Below are 18,114 nucleotides of genomic sequence, written 5' to 3'. Positions count from 1 at the left end.
CGCCGGCAGGGCACCGGTGCTCAGCCCCTGGTCCTGAGCATTGGTTCATCTCGAAGCCGGTTCGCTGGGGCGCCGCCCCGGCGCGGCGGCGGGCTCGCGCGCAGAATCGCCGTGGGGTTGCTCTGCTGGCTCGTCATGGATCGACCGATCTGACCTGATCGATCACCAGATCGATCGGTCGAAGGGTCCGGGCGTGACGAGTCCCGCGAAAAAGCCTCGATTCTGGATCGATTCGAGGCTGATACGCTTCACGCAATCGCTCTCCGGCGAATGACGAGCCACCCCGCCCGATGACCGGGCGGCAAGGCGTGGCTCCCCGGAGGCCTCGCGCCCCGGAGCGCGGCCCTCGCGCTCGACAAGAGCCTGAAAAACGTCGGGGCAATCCTCGACGGAATGGCCGTCGTGATCACGCCGTGAAGCACAGGCCCCGAGGCGGATCGGTCCTCACCTCCCCTTCACGAGCCGCGCGAGCTCCTCCGCCGCGCGCGCGCCCTGGGAGGCAGCGCCCTCCATGTGCCCCTGGAAATCGAGCGATGTGTGCTCGCCGCAGAAGAGCACCCCGCCCTGGCGAGCCGCCTCGTGGCCGCCGAACAGGACCCGCTGACCCACCCGATAATACGAATACGACGCCTCGTAGAGCGGGTTCAAGTGCGGCATCGATTGCGTCGCTTTCCCGTTCCAGTGCGTGAATCCTCCCGGCAGGACCCTCTCCAGCCAGCCGAGCCCCGCGCGCGCGTCCGCGAGGACGCCCGCGTCCTTGATGGTGGCGAAAGGCTTTCGCGTCGACATCGCGTCCGTCACGTCCCCGCCGGTGTACAGGACGAGGATCCCGGGCTCGCCCGGCTGGGCGCGGCTCACCTCCCAGGTGTTCTGATAGCCGGTATCGGCATAGGTCGACCCATCGCTCCTGCCTGGCCAGGGGCCCTCGTCGCGCCAGTAGCGGCGCGAAAACTGGAGGTGAAGCTTGCCATTGTGCGCCCGGCCGAGCTGCTCGATCGCGAGGCGCTTGCGCGCGTCGAAACCGGCGTCCCCGAGGTCGATGGTGCGCAATACGGCGAACGGGATAGCGAGGACGACCCAGTCGGCCACGACGTCGATCGTGCCCGAGCCTCGCTGAAACGTGAGGATCTGCCTCCCCGCCGGGCTCTCGCGCAGGCGGAGGAGCCGGTGCCCGCGCTCGATCACGTCCGGACCGAGCGCCTCGGCGATGGCCAGGGGGATCTGCTGGTTGCCGCCCTTGATGTGATACGCCTCGTCGGACTCGCCGAACATCGAGAAATGCTCGGGCTCGGGCTGGTGGCCGAGCAGGTAGACGAGGTTCAGGGCGGACTGATCCCGCGAATCGGCGCCCCATTCGATGACGTAAGCCACGTCGAGCAACTGCCCGAGCGGCGAGGCGTGCCCGCCCGGGACCCTCGAGGCGATCCAGTCGTAGACGCTCATTCGATCGAGCGCGCGCCCCGCGGGTGTCGCGTGGTCGTAGGTGGTGATCTCGCCCGCGGCGCCCAGATCCGTGAGGAGAGCGGGATAGACATGCGCAAAATCGCGCTCGGCCTCGGCGACGGGGTAATAGCGGCCGTCGAAGAAATACGTATTCTCCAGGCCGGACGGCTGTGGGCCCTCCAGGCTGTCCATCGTCAGGCCGAATCGTTGGGCGAGGGCGAACAGGGTGCGGTTGTTGCTATCGATGAGCTCACCGCACCACTCGCTCACTTGACCCGCGTCCCAGGAGGTGGTGTTCGAGAACATGCGGCCGCCGATGCGGCCGGAGGCCTCGTACACGGTGGCCGAGAGGCCGCGATCGCGCAGCGCGAGGGCGCAGGTCAGGCCGGCGACGCCGCCGCCGACGATGGCGATGGTTGGAGAATCCGCGGCGCGGAGCGCGCGCGGAAGCGCGAGGGTCAAGGCCCCCACGGCCGTGGCGCCGAGGAAGCGGCGGCGATCGAGGGAAATCCCGCGGCGGGCATCCCGTTCGCGAGCGGCCATGCGCTCCTCGCGCAGCGCAGCGGGGGTGAGCCCTCGCGCGCGCGCCGCGCGGTGCTCCGAGGCCAGCTTCTCCAGCGATCGCAAGAGTGGTGTCCGTGCCATCAGCGCCCTCCCAGCGGCATAGCTGGCGCCCAGGCGGGCCCATGTCACGGGCTTGCATGCGCGCGCAGGTCATCGCGGCGCTCCAAGAGAGGGGGAACGTTTCGCAGTGCGTCATCACGACGCTACATGAGAGCGGGGAACGTTCCCCCCTGCGTCAGAGACAAGCTACATGAGAGGGGGGAACGTTCCCCCCTGCGTCAGAGACAAGCTACAAGAGAGGGAGGAACGTTCCCCCCTGCGTCAGAGACAAGCTCGGAGGACGGGGGGAACGTTCCGCGGTGCATCCTCGCGACGCTACATGAGAGAGGGGAACGTTCCCCCCTGCGTCAGAGACAAGCTGGGAAGACGGGGGGAACGTTCCCCCCTGCGTCATCGCGACGCTACAAGAGAGGGGGGAACGTTTCCCCCTGCGTCAGAGACAAGCTCGGAGGACGGGGGGAACGTTCCTGGCTGCGTGGTAGGCAAGCTCGGAGGGCGAAGGGAACACGGCGGGCGCTGTCCCCGCCATTCTGGCGGCCTTCGAGGGCATTCGAGCGTCAGAACGCGGCATCGAGCACGACCTCCCCGGACACGCCGACCTGGTAAGCCGACACGCGCCGCTCGAAGAAATTGGTGACCTCCTGCACGTCCTGGAGATCCATGAACGAGAACGGGTTTTTCGTCCTGTAACGCTTCGGGAGCTCCAGCGTCGTGAGACGCTGATCCGCGCAGAACTCGAGGTAGCGACGGACGTCGCGCGTCGACATTCCGGCGATGCCATCCCCGAGCAGGTCCTCGGCGAACTGCATCTCGCATTCGATCGCCTCCTCGAGCATGTCGTTCACCGCGCTGCACAGCGCGTCGTCGAAGAGCTCCGGCTCCTCGCGCCGCACCGTCTTCACCACCTCGAAGGCGAACGCCATGTGCGCGCTCTCGTCACGGAACACCCAGTTGGTCCCCGCCGCGAGCCCGTGGAGCAACCCGCGGGAGCGAAGGAAATATACGTACGCAAACGCGCCGAAGAAGAAGAGCCCCTCGATGCAAGCGGCGAAGCAAATGAGGTTCAGGAGGAAGGCTCGCCGCTGCGCACGCGAATCGAGCTGCTCGAGCGCGCGCGTGGAGTCGAGCCATTTCATGCAGAACGCTGCCTTCTTCCGGATGGAGGGGATGTTCTCGACCGCGGCGAACGCGCGGTGACGATCCTCCGGGTCGGGGACGTACGTGTCGAGGAGCGTCAGATAGAACTGCACGTGGAGCGCCTCCTCGTAGAGCTGTCGCGACAGGTACATCCGCGCCTCGGGCGCGTTGATGTGCTTGTACAGGTTCAGGACCACGTTGTTCGCGACGATGGAATCGCCGGTCGCGAAGAAGGCGACGAGGCGCTGCACGAGGTGTCGCTCGGCGTCGCTCATCTTTTTCTTGAGGTCGCCGACGTCGGTCGAGAAATCGACCTCCTCGACGGTCCACGTGTTCTTGATGGCCGCGCGGTACATCTCGAAGAATTTCGGGTACGTCATCGGCCGCAGCGTCAGGCAAAGGCCCGGGTCGAGCAGGCGGGCGGGACGGGCAGCGGCGCTCATTGGCACGCCTCGCAGCTCTCGGGGTTTTCGAGGGAGCACGCCACGGCAGCGTCGTCCGTCGTCGCGGCGCGGGGAGGCGGCGGCGTCCATCCGGGCGTGCCGCCCGGATGCCCCTCCCCGCTCGATGTCGATTTCGGCTCCTCGACCGTGGCCTTCGCGATGCGCGTCGCAGGGCGTGACCGCAGATAATAGGTCGTCTTCAGGCCCTTCTTCCAGGCGTAGAAATACATCGACGAGAGCTGGCCGATGTTGGGGCTCTCCATGAAGAGATTGAGGGACTGGCTCTGGTCGATGAAGGCCCCACGATCGGCGGCCATGTCGAGGAGCGAGCGCATCGGGATCTCCCACGCCGTGCGGTAAATGGCGCGCAGCTCCTCCGGCAGCTCGTCGAGCCTCTGCACGGATCCCTCCGCGAGCTTGAGGCGCGAACGCATTGCCTCCGTCCACAGCCCGAGCGCCTTGAGCTCGCGGGCGAGGTATCGGTTCACCTGGAGGAAGTCGCCGGAGAGGGTCTCCCGCTTGAAGAGGTTGCTCACCTGCGGCTCGATGCACTCGTAGCAGCCGGCGATGGAGGCGATGGTCGCGGTCGGCGCAATGGCGCAGAGCAGCGAGTTGCGCATGCCATGCGTGGCGACCCGGGCGCGAAGGAGCTCCCAGCGCCCCAGGTCGTCAGGCGTCACGCCCCACGCGTCGAACTGGAGCTCTCCGCGCGCGGCGCGCGTCTCCTCGAATGCCGGGTGACGCCCTTTTTCCTCCGCGAGCTCGACGGACGCCGTGAGCGCGTGAAAATAGACTTCCTCCGAGATTCGCTTCGAGAGCGCGCGGGCCTCGGGCGCGTCGAACGCGAGGCGCATCTGAAAGAAGACATCCTGAAGCCCCATGAGACCGAGCCCGATCGGTCGCCAGCGCAGGTTCGACGCCCTCGTGATGGCGATGGGGTAGTAGTTGAGGTCGATGACGCGGTCGAGCTGCCGGACCGCGGTCCTCACGGTGCGCCCAAGTTTGTCGAAGTCGAACGAAACGACGCGTTCGTCGTCCACGTTCGTGTGTCGAGCGAGGTTGATCGAGCCGAGGTTGCAGACCGCGGCCTCCTCGCTCGACGTCACCTCGAGGATCTCCGTGCAAAGGTTCGAGAGGTGCACGACGCGTCCGGGGAGGGCTGTCTGGTTGCAAGCGAGGTTCGACTTGTCCTTGAACGTCATCCAGCCGTTTCCGGTCTGCGCGAGCGTGCGCATCATCCGCGCATAAAGGTGACGCGCCTTGATCGTCTTGATCGCCAGGCCTGCTCGTTCGGCCTCCTCGTATCGACGCTCGAAGGCTTCGCCGTAGAGATCGGGGAGATCCGGCACGGTCTTCGGGTCGAAGAGGCTCCAGAGCGCGTCGGCCTCGACGCGCTTCATGAACAGGTCCGGGACCCAGTTGGCGAGGTTCAGGTTGTGCGTGCGGCTCGCTTCGTCGCCGGTGTTGTCGCGCAGCTCGAGGAACTCCTCGACGTCCGCGTGCCACGGTTCGAGATACACGCAGCACGCGCCCTTGCGCTTGCCGCCCTGGTTGACGGCCGCGACGGAGGCGTCGAGCGTCTTGAGCCACGGCACGATGCCGTTGGAGTATCCATTCGTGCTCTCGATGAGGGAGCCGCGCGAGCGGACGCGGGTGTAGGCGAGCCCGATGCCGCCCGAGAACTTCGACAGCATCGCGACGTCCATGTAACTCCGATAGATGTTCTCGAGGTGATCCTCGGGGGAATCGAGGAGAAAGCAGCTCGAGAGCTGCTCGTGGCGCGTCCCTGCATTGAAGAGCGTCGGCGAGCCCGGCAGGTACTCGAGCGACGAGAACAGGTGGTAGAGCCCGAGAGCGTCCTGGACCGTCTCCGACAGGGCGCACGCGATGCGCATGAAGAATTGCTGCGGCGTCTCGATGACGAGGCGCGAGGCGGGGTGCTTGAGCAGATATCGGTCGTAGACCGTCCGGAGGCCGAAATACTCGAACTCGCGATCGCGCTCCTGGACGAGCGCGTCGTTCAGCTTGCGCGCGTTCGCCGCGACGAACGTTTGCAGGCGATCGTTGACGAGCCCGAGGCGATGCCCCGTGGCGACCGACTGCGAGAAGGCATGGATCTCCTGATTTCGGACTTCCTTCTCGATGTACGTCGAGAGCAGCCGGGCCGCGAGCCGCGCGTATTGCGGCTCTTCCACGATGAGCCCGGCCGCCGTCTGGATCGAGAGCTGATCGAGCTCGCGGGTCGTCGCGCCATCGTAAAGGCCGCTGATGGTCTTGGTCGCGATGCGCAAGGCATCGACGTCCGAAAGTCCCGCGCAGCATCGGCCCACGGCGCGTACGATCTTGTTGACGTCGACTGGCTCGCTCGATCCATTGCGCTTCTTCACGCGCATGGTCGTCTGCGTATACGTCTCGCCAGCCGTCGAGCTCGTCGTCCGTGGGGTCGTCGTCCGCAACGGCGCCGCGCCGTTGCTGTTCGGGCTCGTCTCGTTCCGCATCAGGCTGCCTCCTCTCCGCTCTCGGGTTCCGAGCGGGACCAGACCGCTCGGGTTGAAAACCCACGAGAGAGGAAGCCAGCCGAGGCGCGCCCGCGCTGGGAACGTTGGGAGCCCTCGGACCGACCTTCGCCCCCGCGGGCAACTGGAACACCAGCGCGAGGGGACAGGTCGAGACCGGGACGAGCGCACCAGGGTGCGCCGCTCGGACCTTCCCGCCTTCCCACGAGGCTCCCAGGTCGAACCGACTCCGGATGTCTCCCGGGGTCGGGTGCGGGCAGGTCTTCGGACTCACGAGCGCTTCGGCGATTGCCGGATTCCTACGTCCGCCGCTTCCCAGGACCCGAAGATCCCAGTGCATGTGGCGAATTTCGTTCTCGCTTACCGCTGCGGGGCAGTCCCGGATTTCCACCGGGTTCCCATTTTAAGGCCGGGCCGAAGCCCAACCACCAGCACGGGACGCACCCTATGGTCGGATCGGGCACGGTGTCAACCGAGATGTTGTGATGATGCGTAACAACTTGAATTTGGGTGCATTTTTGCCAGTCCCGCCGGGCGCCATCGCCCGCGCGGCCCGGCTTCCGCTTCCGCCCTGCGCTCCGCCATGGCGGTTTTCAAGGGCATTCGAGCTCGTGCGTCGAGCCGACCACTTCATCCGTGAAGAGCCGGAGCTGCGTCTTGACGGGCCCTCGCTCGGCGGCGGCAGCCTTGCAGCAGACCGTCGCCGAGACCTCGTCCTCGGCGGTGACCCGGAGCCCCTTCGCGCCTTCGGGCAATCGAACCTTCGCGAGGGGCGGCGTCGTCGCCAACCATACCGGCTCGCCTCGGTCGAGCTCGGCGCAACGCAGGCTCAGCGTGATGCAGCGGTTACCGCCTTCATTTGCAGCCGTCCCGCTCGAGCTCCCACACGGAGGCTTCAGGTGAACCGGCGGATGCTTGATGAAATCGGGCTGCGGCTCCGCATCGGCGGCCGCCGCGCTCTTGCCGCTGCTCACCGGCGCCGCCGTCGCCTGCGGCGCCGCGGAGGAAAGCGGCTTCGGCGCCGGCTCACTGGTCCCCTCGTCGCGACGTGAGCAGCCCGTCACCGCCAGCACGAGCGCGAGCGCCGCGAGCGCATGGTGCTCCACCTTGAAATTCCGAGCTCGATCAAGCACGGCGCTCCTATAGCAAGAAGCTCCAGGCGTTCCATGCGACATCGTGACGCACCGTCATCGCCATGTCGCCATGCTAATCCTCGGCCTCCGGAAGGAGCCCATGGAAATGAAGAACAAATTGCTCAGCTTCTCGGCCATTGCGGGCGTGCTCGCCGCGAGCGCCTCCGCGCAGGCCCATATCAGCGCGGTGAGCCCGACGGCCGTCGCCGGAAAGACCATCGTCGTCGAGCTCGGCGTCGGTCACGGCTGCGAGGGTTCGGATACGTATGCGCTCACCGTGGACATCCCCAAGGGCATGACCTCGGTGCGCCCGATGGGGAGCGACTTCGGCAAGACCTCGCTCACCTATGACGCAGCCGACCCCGCCCTCGTGACGAGCTTGACGTGGCAGAAGGACGACGCGGACGCCCTGCCGGGTGACACGAACTATTACAAGATCGCATTCCGAGCGCGGGTGCCGAGCACGCCGTTCACCTCGATCTATTACAAGATTCATCAGGTCTGCCGCGCGGCCGACGCGACCCTCTCGTACGCCGAATGGGTGGCCCTGCCTGGCGAGATGGGCGAGCCCGCCGCCGCGCAGGCCATCGTCCCCGATCACCTCCCGGGCTGGAACAAGTACACCGTGCCCGCCGATATCCCGGACCTGAGCATCTTCTTCAAGGATGCGCTCATCGTCTGGCGCGGCTCGGATGCCTACAGCTTCAATGACGCCACCGTCGACCTCATCAAGGGCACGCAGGGCGTCAACCTGCTGTCCGCGGACGGGGTGAAGGCGAACGACGAAATCTGGGTTCGTTACTAGCCGGGAGGATGCTCCGATGAAACGTTGGCTCTTCTTGGCCACCGCGGTGGCCTGTCTGTGGGGGTGCTCCGACGATCCCTCGCAGAATACGAGCACCTCGTCTTCGAGCGGCGCAGGCGGTGGCTCCTCCTCCTCCAGCTCCACCGGCGGGAGCGGCGGCGCGGGCGGCGAGGAGCCCACGGCGCTCGTCTCGTGTATCGACGAGGTGGATGCATTGCCGAGGCCACCGAACGGAAAACTGCCCTGCGAGTTCATTCCGCCCGGCCTCGCCCTTCCTCAATGAGGCTGACGGGCGCGCCATGCGACAATCCGCCGCATGGCCGAGCGGCGCGTCGTCGGCGATACTCGAGCCCATGCGCGCCCGAAAAACGGCTTTTTCGCTGCTCCCTTTCCTTCTGGTGTCCGCCTTCGGTTGCACGTCGGAAGGCCCTCCTTCCGACGATGCCCCTCAGGGCGCGTCCTCGACGGGCCAGGCGCCGGACGGCGGCGTCGACCTGGGACCGAACGAGCTTCCATGCGACGTGCGCGAGGTCCTCGAAGAGATCTGCGTGAGCTGCCACGCGTCCCCTGTCGCGGCAGGGGCGCCCATGCCTCTCCTCACGCGGCACGATTTCCTTGCTCTCTCGGGGGACTCCGGCAAGACCGTCGGTGAACGGAGCCTCGAACGAATGCATTTGGCGGTGGCGCCGATGCCTCCTTTATCGGAACCACCCGCGTCTCCGAAACAGATGGCGGTGTTCGAGCAGTGGGTGGCGGCGGGCATGCCGGCGGGGACGTGCGGGGCCATTCCCGAAAAACCGGCGGAGACCACGTGCGCGAGCGGCAAGACGTGGGATACGAACGCGACCCCGACGGCGCAGATGAACCCGGGCCTCGCGTGCCGCGCGTGTCACAAGACCCAGGCATCGGACTTCAATTATTTCTTCATGGGCACGGTCTTTCCCGCGTTCCACGAGAAGGACCTCTGCATGAGCCCGCCGCCTCCCGGGGCGAAGGTCGAGATCCTCGACGCGATGGGCAAGGTGACGATGACGCTCACGCCGAACGCCGCGGGCAACTTCATGTCGAGCGCCATCGTGGCGGGCGTGCCCATTCCTTATTCGGCGCGGCTCGTCGCGAATGGGGTCACGCGCTCCATGAATGCGCCCCAGACCGACGGAGATTGCAACAAATGCCATACCGAGCAGGGCACGGAGGGGGCGCCGGGTCGATTGGTGTGGCCGCGCGCGTACGACGCGCCTCCCCCGCCGCTCCCTCCCGTGCTCGACCAGGTGATCCCGATGGGCGACGCGCTCCACGTCACCTGGACGGCGACGGGCTGCGACAAGATCCTCCTTTACCGCAACGAGGGCGGCGGTGCGTTCTCGCTCGTCTACACGCTCGGAGGTAGCACGGTCGAGCAGCACGACGACGGCGCCTATTCGTCCGCGACGGTCTACTGCTATCGCGCGCAATGCAAGGCCGGCGGGGTTTCGAGCGTGGACTCGAACGAGGTATGTGGTAGTCCATGAGCTTTCGAGCGGGGGGAGCACACATGAGCCCATTCGAAGGGGTCTTCGACTACATCATTCTCGGCGCCGGCTCCGCCGGCTGTATCCTTGCCGCGATGCTCGCGGAGCGTCTCCCCGACGACCGGATTCTCTTGCTGGAGGCCGGCGACGACATTCCTCCCCATCACGAGACCGTCTGGGACCCCACGAAATGGGTCCTGGTTTCGCGTGATCGAACGCTGGAGTGGGGCTACCGCTCGGTCGCCCAGCGGGGACTCGATGGCCGCGAGATCAAGCTCGGTCGGGCCAAGGCGCTGGGCGGATGCAGCGTACACAATGCCATGGTGTACGTGCGCGGCGGCGCGTACGGCTTCGACCGGTGGGCCCGCGAGGGTTGCGTGGGCTGGGCGTACGAGGAGCTCCTCCCCTATTTCGAGCGGGTGGAAGAGCGGATGCACATCACCCAGGCAGAGATGGATCCTTTCATCGAGGATCTGGTGGTCGCCTGCAATCACATGGGCATCCCCTACAACCCCAACTACAACACGTCCCCTCACCAGTTCGGTGTCTCCCCATTCCAGTTTCTCATCAGCCCAGGAGGGCAGCGGGAGACCACGTTCAAGAACTTCCTGGGCGCGAGGAGCCACAAAAACCTCCACATCGCGAGCGGCGTCCGCTTCGATCGCATCCTTTTCGATCACGCGCGGCGCGCCGTGGCCGTGGCGGCCACCGACTTGCGCACCCAGCGCCAGGTGGAGATTCACGCCGGCCGAGAGATTCTGGTCGCAGCGGGTGCCATCGGCAGCCCGCATCTCCTGCTGCTCTCCGGGGTGGGCCCGGAGAGTCAGCTCCGGGATCTGGGTATCCCCGTGGTATCAGCGCTCCCCGGCGTCGGGGAGAACTTCCAGGACGACCTCTTCGTCACGGCCATGTTCCTGAGCAAAAAGCCCCTGCCACCACAGCCTTACGGCCTCATGGGTGCGGTGATCTTCACGTCCACGGATCCCTCCACCCTCCCCTATCTCACCGACGTGGAGTGCTCCCTGGCCAGCGGCACCATGGAGGGGTTGGAGTTATCTCCAGACAAGCGGCAGAGCTATTTCATCTACCCGAACCTCCAGCTCCTCGGGAGCCGTGGCACAATCAAGCTGGCGAGCCCAAACCCTGCCGAGCACCCCCTCATCGATCCTCGTTATCTCGAGGCCCCCGAGGATATCCAGCGCGGCATCTTCTGCGTCGAGCTCGCCCGCAGAATTGGCCAGGACCGAGGCCTTTCCGGCTGGTTCGCCGAGGAGATCCTACCTGGACCCCACGTGCAAACGGATGCCGAGATGGAAGCCTACATTCGCCGGACCGCCGACACCTGCTACCACTATGCAGGCACCTGCAAGATGGGCGTGGACGACATGGCCGTGGTGACGCCCGACCTCGAGGTCCGAGGCACCCAGGGTCTGCGTGTCGTCGACGCGTCCATCATACCCACGACGGTCTCCGGAAACACGGCCGCGGCCACGATGATGATAGCGGCCAAGGGCGCTGATCTCGTACTCGCCAGCCGTCGCAGCGCCTGAGCCCCCCGCCACTCGAAGCGCCCCTGCCCCGGACGGATTGCGCACCCCAAAAGCGCTCCGAACATCCATTCCCCGACCTCGGATCCGGGGGTATGCTCCGCGTCCCCCATGGTAACGGCCCTCGAATTTCCTCCGCCCGAGGTCGGTGATGCCGGCCTCTCCGCGCTCGCGCGCGGCGTCATCGGCTCCGAGATCTTGAAGATTGCCAGCGAGATCCGGGCGATGAAGGCCAAGGGCGCCCAGATCTGCAACCTCACGGTGGGTGACTTCGATCCCGCCTACTTCCCCATCCCCGCCGAGCTCTGCGAAGGCACGCGCGCCGCGCTCGCCGAGGGCCACACGAACTACCCGCCCTCCGACGGCGTGCTCGTCCTGCGCGAAGCGCTCGTGCGCTTCTACGAGCGCGAGCTCGGCCTCAAGTACCCGCTCGAGTCCGTGCTCGTCGCCGGCGGCGCACGTCCGCTGCTCTACGGCGCCTACCGCACGCTCATCGATCCCGGCGACGTGGCCGTCTACCCCGTGCCGTCCTGGAACAACAATCACTACGCCTACCTGTCCGGCGCGAGGGCCGTGGAGATCCCCGTCTCGGCCGCGTCGAACTTCTTCCCGACCGCCGACGATTTCCGCCCGCACATCCACACAGCGCGGCTGCTCCTCATCAACTCGCCGCTGAACCCGACCGGCACGGTGATCGCGAAGGACGAGCTCCGCCGGATTGCCGAGCTGGTGCTGGAAGAGAACCGCCGGCGCCAAGCGGAGAACCTGCGCCCGGTGTTCCTCGTGTACGACCAGGTCTACTGGATGCTCACGCACGGCGAGGCGCGCCACGAGACGCCCGTCTCGCTCGTGCCCGAGATCGCGCCCTACGCGATCCTGCTCGACGCGCTGTCGAAGTCGTTCTGCGCGACGGGCATGCGCGTGGGCTGGGGGTTCATGCCGCCCGCAGTGAGGCGGCGCATGGCGGACATCCTCGGGCACGTGGGCGCCTGGGCGCCGAAAGCCGAGCAGGTAGCGACAGCAGCGCTGCTCGACACGCCCGACGCGATGCACACGTTCCTCTCGGGCGCAAAGGCAAAGGTGAAGGAGCGGCTCGACGCACTCTTCGCCGGTTTCTCCGCGATGAAGCGCGAAGGTTTGCCCGTGGACGCGATCGCGCCGCAAGGGGCCATCTACCTGTCGGCGCAGTTCGACTGGATGGGCAAGACGATCCGGGGTCGCACGATCCAGACGAACGACGAGATCCGCAAGCTGCTGCTGGAAGAAGCAGGCCTCGCAGTCGTGCCGTTCCAGGCATTCGGCCTGCGCGAGGAGAACGGCTGGTTCCGGCTGAGCGTGGGCGCAGTGTCGATGGACGACATCCAAGCGGCATTCCCGCGCCTGCGCGCACTCATGGCTGGCTGAGGGCGCCGCGCCGGGGCTCTGCCCCGGACCCCGCGGGGGCTGTCCGCCCCTCGACCCGGACCAGGCACGGCCTGGACCGAGGGTGGAAGAACTGCGCTCCGCGCAGTTCTTCCAACGGGCCCGTGGGAAGGCGTTGCCGCTTGAAACGTCAGCGCGGCTGCCTTGATTGGCAGGGTCGCCCGCCGGTCTTGCCTCGGGCCTGTTCGGTGAACTGCGCATCGCGCAGTTCATCGACCCCGAGTCCAGCGCTTGCGCTGGTCCGGGTCCAGGGGCGGATAGCCCCTGGTGGGGCCTGGGGCAACGCCCCAGCGAGACGCCTCCCAGATGAAACCCATCCTCGAGCCCCGGCTTGACGACGAAGGCCCGTGGGCGTCTCATGCGCTCATGGAACATCCGGGTCTCGCCGAGCTCCTCACGTATCTCCGATCGAATCCCCCGAAGAGCCCCGCGCCGGCTGACATGCGCGCCTGGTTCGCGGCGCTCGTGCAAGCCACGCCCGTGCCCAGCGAGGCGCGGCTCGAGCGCTCCACCTCCGACGTGCCCGCATACTGGATCACGCCGCCCGGCGCGGACACGAGCCGCGTGATCCTGTACCTGCACGGCGGCGCTTACATTCTCGGGTCTTCCGAGACACACCTGGAGACGGTCTTCCGCCTCGCGAAATGCGCCGGCGTGCGCGCCCTCTCCGTCGATTATCGCCTCGCGCCCGAGCACGCGTGGCCCGCTTGCCGTGAGGACGCGGTCGCGGCGTATCGCTGGCTGCTCGCGCAGGACGTCGCGCCTTCCCGCATTGCGATCGCCGGGGATTCGGCGGGCGGCGGCCTCACGCTCTCCACGCTCCTCGCGCTGCGCGACGCCGGCTTGCCGCTGCCGGGCTGCGCGGCGTTCTTCTCCCCGTGGGTCGATTTCACGGGCTCCGGCGATTCCATGAAGACGAACGGAAGCGGCGATCCGCTCGTCGATCCGCGCGGCCTGGCGACGATGGTCGGCGCGGTTCTCCAGGGGAAGGACCCCGAAAAGAGCTCGCCGCTCTTCGCCGATCTCGGCGGGTTGCCCCCGCTCTTCGTGCAGGTGGGCACGGCCGAGGTGCTGCTCGACGATGCGCGCAGGCTCGTCGACAAGGTGAAGGCCACGGGCGGCGAGGCCGTGCTCGACGTGTGGGAGCACATGATCCACGGCTTCCAGGCGTTCCCCACGTACCTGCCCGAGGCCATTTCCTCGACCGAGCGCGCCGCGGATTTCCTCCGGGCGCACCTCGCACGGGCATCCTGAAGCCCGAACAGGTGACGTCGAGCGCCGACGACACCTGTTCGGCGGCGCGACATGACGTCATCGCGCCCGACGTCGGCGTACCCGACCTCTGATCGGCCTTCGTCGACCGCCGATGCTCCTCGTTCGTGAGCACGGAATCCCCCGTCGGCCGCCGACGACACTCGTTCGCGCGCCGCAACACCTGCCGACGTCCCCCGATGACGCTTGTTACGCGCCCGAACAACCTCCGTCGACCGCCGACGACACTCGTTCGCGCGCCGCAACACCTGCCGACGTCCCCCGATGACGCTTGTTACGCGCCCGAACAACCTCCGTCGGCCCCGCTGCACGATGTTCGTGCCTCCGACCTGGTACCGTCGACCTCCGACGCACCATGTCCGAGGCTCGACCCCCCATCACTCGATGATCTCTCCGCCCTTCTGCACGTCGTCCTTCGTGAAGCGGCGTGATCCGAGGGTGATCGTCTTCGGCACCTTTTCCCCTTTCCGGATCCGCAAGGCCGTCTCGACGGCCTCGCGCCCGCCCGTCGGATACTGGAACGTCGCGTCCAGGATCCCCTGTGCGACGTAGCTCACGCCCTCGTGGGGCAAGGCGTCGATCCCGACGAACTTCATCTCCTTCTCGCGGCCGGCGGCGCGCGCCGCGAGGTACGCGCCGTGCGCGCCCGGATCGTTGTGCGCGTAGACGAGGTCGATCTTCGGCAGCCGCGCGAGCGCCGAATCCATCTCCTTGCGCGCCTCCGGCTCGAGCCATTTCATGTCGGCCTCGAACACGATCGCGATCTCGGACCCGGCGATCGCCTCGCGGAAGCCCGCGCTCCGGTCCTGCCCCGGCGTCGAGGTCATGAGCCCCTTCAGCTCGACGACCTTGCCCTTTCCGCCGAGGACCTTTTTGACCCATTCCCCGGCGGCGCGGCCGATCTTCTTGTTGTCGGCGCCGATGAACGTGGTGAACCGCTCGCCGAGCACGGCCCGGTCGAGCACGATGACGGGGATGCCCGCATCGAAGGCCTTGCCGATCGGCTCGGTGAGCGGCTGCGCCTCCTTGGGGCTCACGAGGAGCACGTCGACCTTCGCGGAGGCGAGCTCTTCCACGTGCGCCCGCTGCTTGAGCGTGTCGTTTTGCGCGTCCTTGAAGATGACCTCGATCTCGGGGTGCTCCTTGGCCGCGGCGGCGATGTCGGCGTTCATCTGCACGCGCCAGGGCTCGCCGAGGTTGCATTGCGACATCCCGATCACGAAGCGGCCCTTCTTGCCGCCCTCCTCCGCGGGCCCGCTCCCTTTTGATTCCCCCTTGCAGGCGCAGGCGAGGACGAGGAGGCCGAGGGTGAACGAGCGGCGGGTCAATCGAAGCATTCGGGACATGTCCGTACGCGCCTCCGGGCGGCCTTTCGCGCCCTCAGGAGTTTTTCTGGGCCACCGCCGCGACGATCACGATGGCGCCCGTGAGCATCAGCCGGCTCGCCTCCGGCACGGCGTTGATGCTGAGGATCTTGTCGAGGTAGCCGATGGTGAGCACGCCGAGCAGCGTGAGCCCCATCCCGCCGCGGCCGCCCTTGAGGCTCGTGCCGCCGATGACGACCATCGCGATGGCCGTGAGCTCGTAGGTGACGCCGGCCTCGGGGTCGCCCTGCTGCTCCTGCGCGGCCTGGCAAATGCCGGCGGCGGCCGCGCAGAGGCCCGAGATGACGTAAGCGAGGATCTTCGTGGCGCGCACGGGCACCCCGGACAACCGCGCGGCTTCTTCGTTGCCCCCCACGGCATAAAGATACCGGCCGAGCCGGTGGCGGGCGCATAAAAAGCCGACGATCGCGGCGATGGCGAGGAAGACCAGCGTGACGGTGGCGACGCTGCCGTCGAGGACCTGGGCGTCGAGCGCGCGGAAGAGCGGCGGGACCTCGACGTAGCGGAGGACGCCGTCGGGGCCCGGGACGGCCGTCGCGACCTTCGTTCCCCCGCTCGTGGTCTTCGCGAGGCCGCGCGCGAAGACCATCATCGCGAGGGTCGCGACGAACGGCTGGACGCGGGCAAACGCGACGACGGAGCCCGAAGCCGCCCCGCAAGCGGCGCCCATCCCGAGGACGAGGAGCACGGAGAGCCAGGCCGGCTCGCCGGCGTGAATGCTGAGTTTCGCCGCGACGACGGCCGAGAGGCCGAGGACGCTGCCGACGGAGAGATCGATGCCGCCCGCGAGGATCACAGGCAGCAAGCCACAAGCGAGGATGCCGACGACGGAGGCCTGTCGCAGGGCGCCCTGGTGGGTGCCGAGGCGGAAGAAGGCGCCTTCGGCCGGAAAGATCACGCCGAGCATGAGCACGAGCGCGAGGGAGAACAAGGCGCGCGCGAGGGAGGAGCGGTGCCACGCGGAGGTTTTTCCAGGCGAGCGCCGGGCGGGTGTTTGCAGGCTGGATTGGTGTTCGGTCACGGCTCTGCCTCGTCGTGGCCCATGGCGAGGGCGAGCAGCGCGGCCGGGGTCGCTTCGGCCCGCGCGATTTCAGCTACGATGCGGCCTCGTCGAAGCACGAGGACGCGATCCGCGAGCGCGGCGATCTCGCGCGCATCCGAGCCCGCCACGATCACCGCGGCGCCCGAGGCGGCGAGCGCGCGGAGTTTTCCGTGGATCTCGGCCTTGGCGCCGACGTCGACCCCGCGCGTGGGTTCGTCGCAGAGGAGGACGCGGGGATGTTCGAGGAGCCATTTTCCGAGGACGACCTTTTGCTGATTGCCGCCCGAGAGCGTGGCCGCGTCCATGGGGAGGGCCTCGGGCCGGAGGCCGACGTCCGCGGCCATGGAAAGGGCGGCGCGCCGCTCGCGCGCGGGGCGAAGCCATCCGAGCGGCGAGAGCGCCGGGAGGCGGACGAGGGTGCCATTGTGTTCGGCCGTCATGCCAGGCACGAGGCCCATGGTTTTCCGGTCCGCCGGGACGAACGCGACGCCGAGCGCCCTCGCCTCGCGCGGCGATCCAATTCGAACGGGGACCGAGGAGAGCCGTACCTCCTTGGCCCGCGCACGCGCGCCGAGCGCGCCGGAGAGCCCGAGCAAGAGCTCGCTCGCGCCCGCGCCAGTCAGCCCGAAGAGCCCGACGATCTCGCCCGCGAACGCGACGAACGATGCCCGATCGACGAGGGGTCGTTCAAAGGCGGCCGAATCGACGGAAAACGCCTCGACGGAGAGTCGCTCCTCACGCGCGGCGGGTAAAACCGGCGATACGTCGGCGGGCGTTTTCCGCGGTCCGAGCATCCACGCGACGACCTGTTCCAGCGGGACCTCGCCCACCCGCGCAGAGCCGACGACGCGGCCGTCGCGCAGGACCGTGAGGCGATCGGCGATGCGCTCGATCTCCTCCATGCGGTGCGAGACGTACACGATGGCGACGCCACGCGTCCGGAGGCCCGCGATGAGCTCGAAGAGGCGTTCGATCGCAGGTCCCGCGAGGGCGCTCGTGGGCTCGTCCATGATGAGGACACGCGCGCCGCGGCCAAGGGCGCGCGCAATCTCGACGAGCTGGCGCTCAGGCAACGAGAGGCGCTCGACGAGGATGTCCGGATCGAGGTCGAGGCCAACCTCGGCAAGGATCTGCTCCGCACGAGCGCGCTCGCGCCGGCGATCGACGAGGCCAAAACGACCGAGGGGCCGCTCGACGAAGAGGTTTTCCGCGATGGAAAGCGCAGGCAGGAGCGAGAGCTCCTGATGGATGACGGCAATCCCGAGGGCCCCCGCATGCGCCGGGGAGCGAGGTCGGACAGGGCGGTCATCGAGCAGTATCGTGCCGCCATAATCCGTGTACACGCCGGCCAGGATCTTGAGGAGCGTGCTCTTGCCAGCCCCATTCTCGCCAAGGAGCGCGTGCACCTCGCCAGCATGGAGATCGAGCGAGACCCCATCGAGGACGGTAGCCCGGCCAAACCGCTTGGTCATGTGCTCCATGCGGACGACCGGGGCAGAAACTCGGGCAGGCTCAGCCATGCAGGCATGCGAAGGGTAATGCGACGCAGGCCCGCACGGAAGCCCGCCCTTCACGCAGCGACCGCAATGCCCAGGACGGCGTGCCGGGGTTTCACCCCGGACCCCAGCAGGGGGCTGTCCGCCCCCTGCACCCCGGACCAGCGCAAGCGCTGGACTCGTGGTCGATGAACTGCGCGATGCGCAGTTCATCGAACGGGCCAGGTCAAGACCGGCGACGACCTTGCCAGTCAAAACCGCCTCGGCTGGCAACGCCGCTCGTGGTCTTGCCCCGGGCCCGTCCGAGAAACCGCGCATCGCGCGGTTTCTCGGCCGTC

At 67.5% G+C, this 18,114-nt stretch carries 13 protein-coding genes and 1 riboswitch; of the genes, 6 read left to right on the top strand and 7 right to left on the bottom strand.

What is annotated here, in order from left to right; all coding sequences use genetic code 11:
- Positions 1 to 444: 444 nt before the first annotated feature.
- From QHF83_RS27065 to QHF83_RS27050, 4 genes are all read right to left on the bottom strand, one after another.
- On the bottom strand, positions 445 to 2,088 hold the full coding sequence (locus QHF83_RS27065; RefSeq protein ID WP_282420841.1) for an NAD(P)/FAD-dependent oxidoreductase: 1,644 nt from the start codon (positions 2,086 to 2,088) through the stop codon (positions 445 to 447).
- A 536-nt stretch (positions 2,089 to 2,624) separates the two neighbouring features.
- The gene (locus tag QHF83_RS27060) at positions 2,625 to 3,647 is read right to left on the bottom strand and encodes a ribonucleotide-diphosphate reductase subunit beta (protein ID WP_282420840.1); all 1,023 of its coding nucleotides are present in this window, start codon (positions 3,645 to 3,647) and stop codon (positions 2,625 to 2,627) included.
- A complete protein-coding gene (locus QHF83_RS27055) occupies positions 3,644 to 6,040 on the bottom strand; it encodes a ribonucleoside-diphosphate reductase subunit alpha (protein WP_348980472.1) in 2,397 nt (798 codons plus the stop codon). The genes QHF83_RS27060 and QHF83_RS27055 overlap by 4 nt, the downstream gene beginning before the upstream one ends.
- Before the next feature lie 360 nt (positions 6,041 to 6,400).
- Positions 6,401 to 6,611, bottom strand: a riboswitch (cobalamin riboswitch).
- A 145-nt stretch (positions 6,612 to 6,756) separates the two neighbouring features.
- The gene (locus QHF83_RS27050) at positions 6,757 to 7,296 is read right to left on the bottom strand and encodes a hypothetical protein (RefSeq protein ID WP_282420838.1); all 540 of its coding nucleotides are present in this window, start codon (positions 7,294 to 7,296) and stop codon (positions 6,757 to 6,759) included.
- Between the two features lie 106 nt (positions 7,297 to 7,402).
- Here QHF83_RS27050 and QHF83_RS27045 point away from each other — a divergent pair, with 106 nt between their 5' ends.
- From QHF83_RS27045 to QHF83_RS27020, 6 genes are all read left to right on the top strand, one after another.
- A complete protein-coding gene (locus QHF83_RS27045; protein ID WP_282420837.1) occupies positions 7,403 to 8,101 on the top strand; it encodes a DUF1775 domain-containing protein in 699 nt (232 codons plus the stop codon).
- Positions 8,102 to 8,117: 16 nt separating this feature from the next.
- Positions 8,118 to 8,384, top strand: coding sequence for a hypothetical protein (locus tag QHF83_RS27040; protein ID WP_282420836.1), 267 nt, complete (start codon positions 8,118 to 8,120; stop codon positions 8,382 to 8,384).
- Positions 8,385 to 8,454: 70 nt separating this feature from the next.
- Positions 8,455 to 9,612, top strand: coding sequence for a hypothetical protein (locus QHF83_RS27035; RefSeq protein ID WP_282420835.1), 1,158 nt, complete (start codon positions 8,455 to 8,457; stop codon positions 9,610 to 9,612).
- Between the two features lie 23 nt (positions 9,613 to 9,635).
- The gene (locus QHF83_RS27030; RefSeq protein WP_282420834.1) at positions 9,636 to 11,162 is read left to right on the top strand and encodes a GMC family oxidoreductase N-terminal domain-containing protein; all 1,527 of its coding nucleotides are present in this window, start codon (positions 9,636 to 9,638) and stop codon (positions 11,160 to 11,162) included.
- A 108-nt stretch (positions 11,163 to 11,270) separates the two neighbouring features.
- Entirely contained in the window at positions 11,271 to 12,563 is a 1,293-nt protein-coding gene (locus tag QHF83_RS27025) for an aminotransferase class I/II-fold pyridoxal phosphate-dependent enzyme (protein WP_282420833.1), read from the top strand.
- Between the two features lie 384 nt (positions 12,564 to 12,947).
- Complete coding sequence (locus QHF83_RS27020) at positions 12,948 to 13,835, top strand: alpha/beta hydrolase (RefSeq protein WP_282420832.1); 888 nt, start codon at positions 12,948 to 12,950, stop codon at positions 13,833 to 13,835.
- A 395-nt stretch (positions 13,836 to 14,230) separates the two neighbouring features.
- Here QHF83_RS27020 and QHF83_RS27015 read toward each other — a convergent pair whose 3' ends face one another.
- From QHF83_RS27015 to QHF83_RS27005, 3 genes are read right to left on the bottom strand one after another with little or no spacing between them, the layout of a single operon-like run.
- Complete coding sequence (locus tag QHF83_RS27015; RefSeq protein WP_282420831.1) at positions 14,231 to 15,190, bottom strand: substrate-binding domain-containing protein; 960 nt, start codon at positions 15,188 to 15,190, stop codon at positions 14,231 to 14,233.
- A 43-nt stretch (positions 15,191 to 15,233) separates the two neighbouring features.
- On the bottom strand, positions 15,234 to 16,259 hold the full coding sequence (locus tag QHF83_RS27010) for an ABC transporter permease (protein ID WP_282420830.1): 1,026 nt from the start codon (positions 16,257 to 16,259) through the stop codon (positions 15,234 to 15,236).
- A complete protein-coding gene (locus tag QHF83_RS27005; RefSeq protein ID WP_282420829.1) occupies positions 16,256 to 17,752 on the bottom strand; it encodes a sugar ABC transporter ATP-binding protein in 1,497 nt (498 codons plus the stop codon). Before QHF83_RS27005 ends, QHF83_RS27010 begins: the two co-directional genes overlap by 4 nt.
- Positions 17,753 to 18,114 lie beyond the last annotated feature (362 nt).

The organism is Polyangium sp. 15x6 (assembly GCF_029960785.1).
GTDB lineage: Bacteria > Myxococcota_A > Polyangia > Polyangiales > Polyangiaceae > Polyangium.
This window is presented reverse-complemented; position numbering and strand designations above follow the sequence as displayed.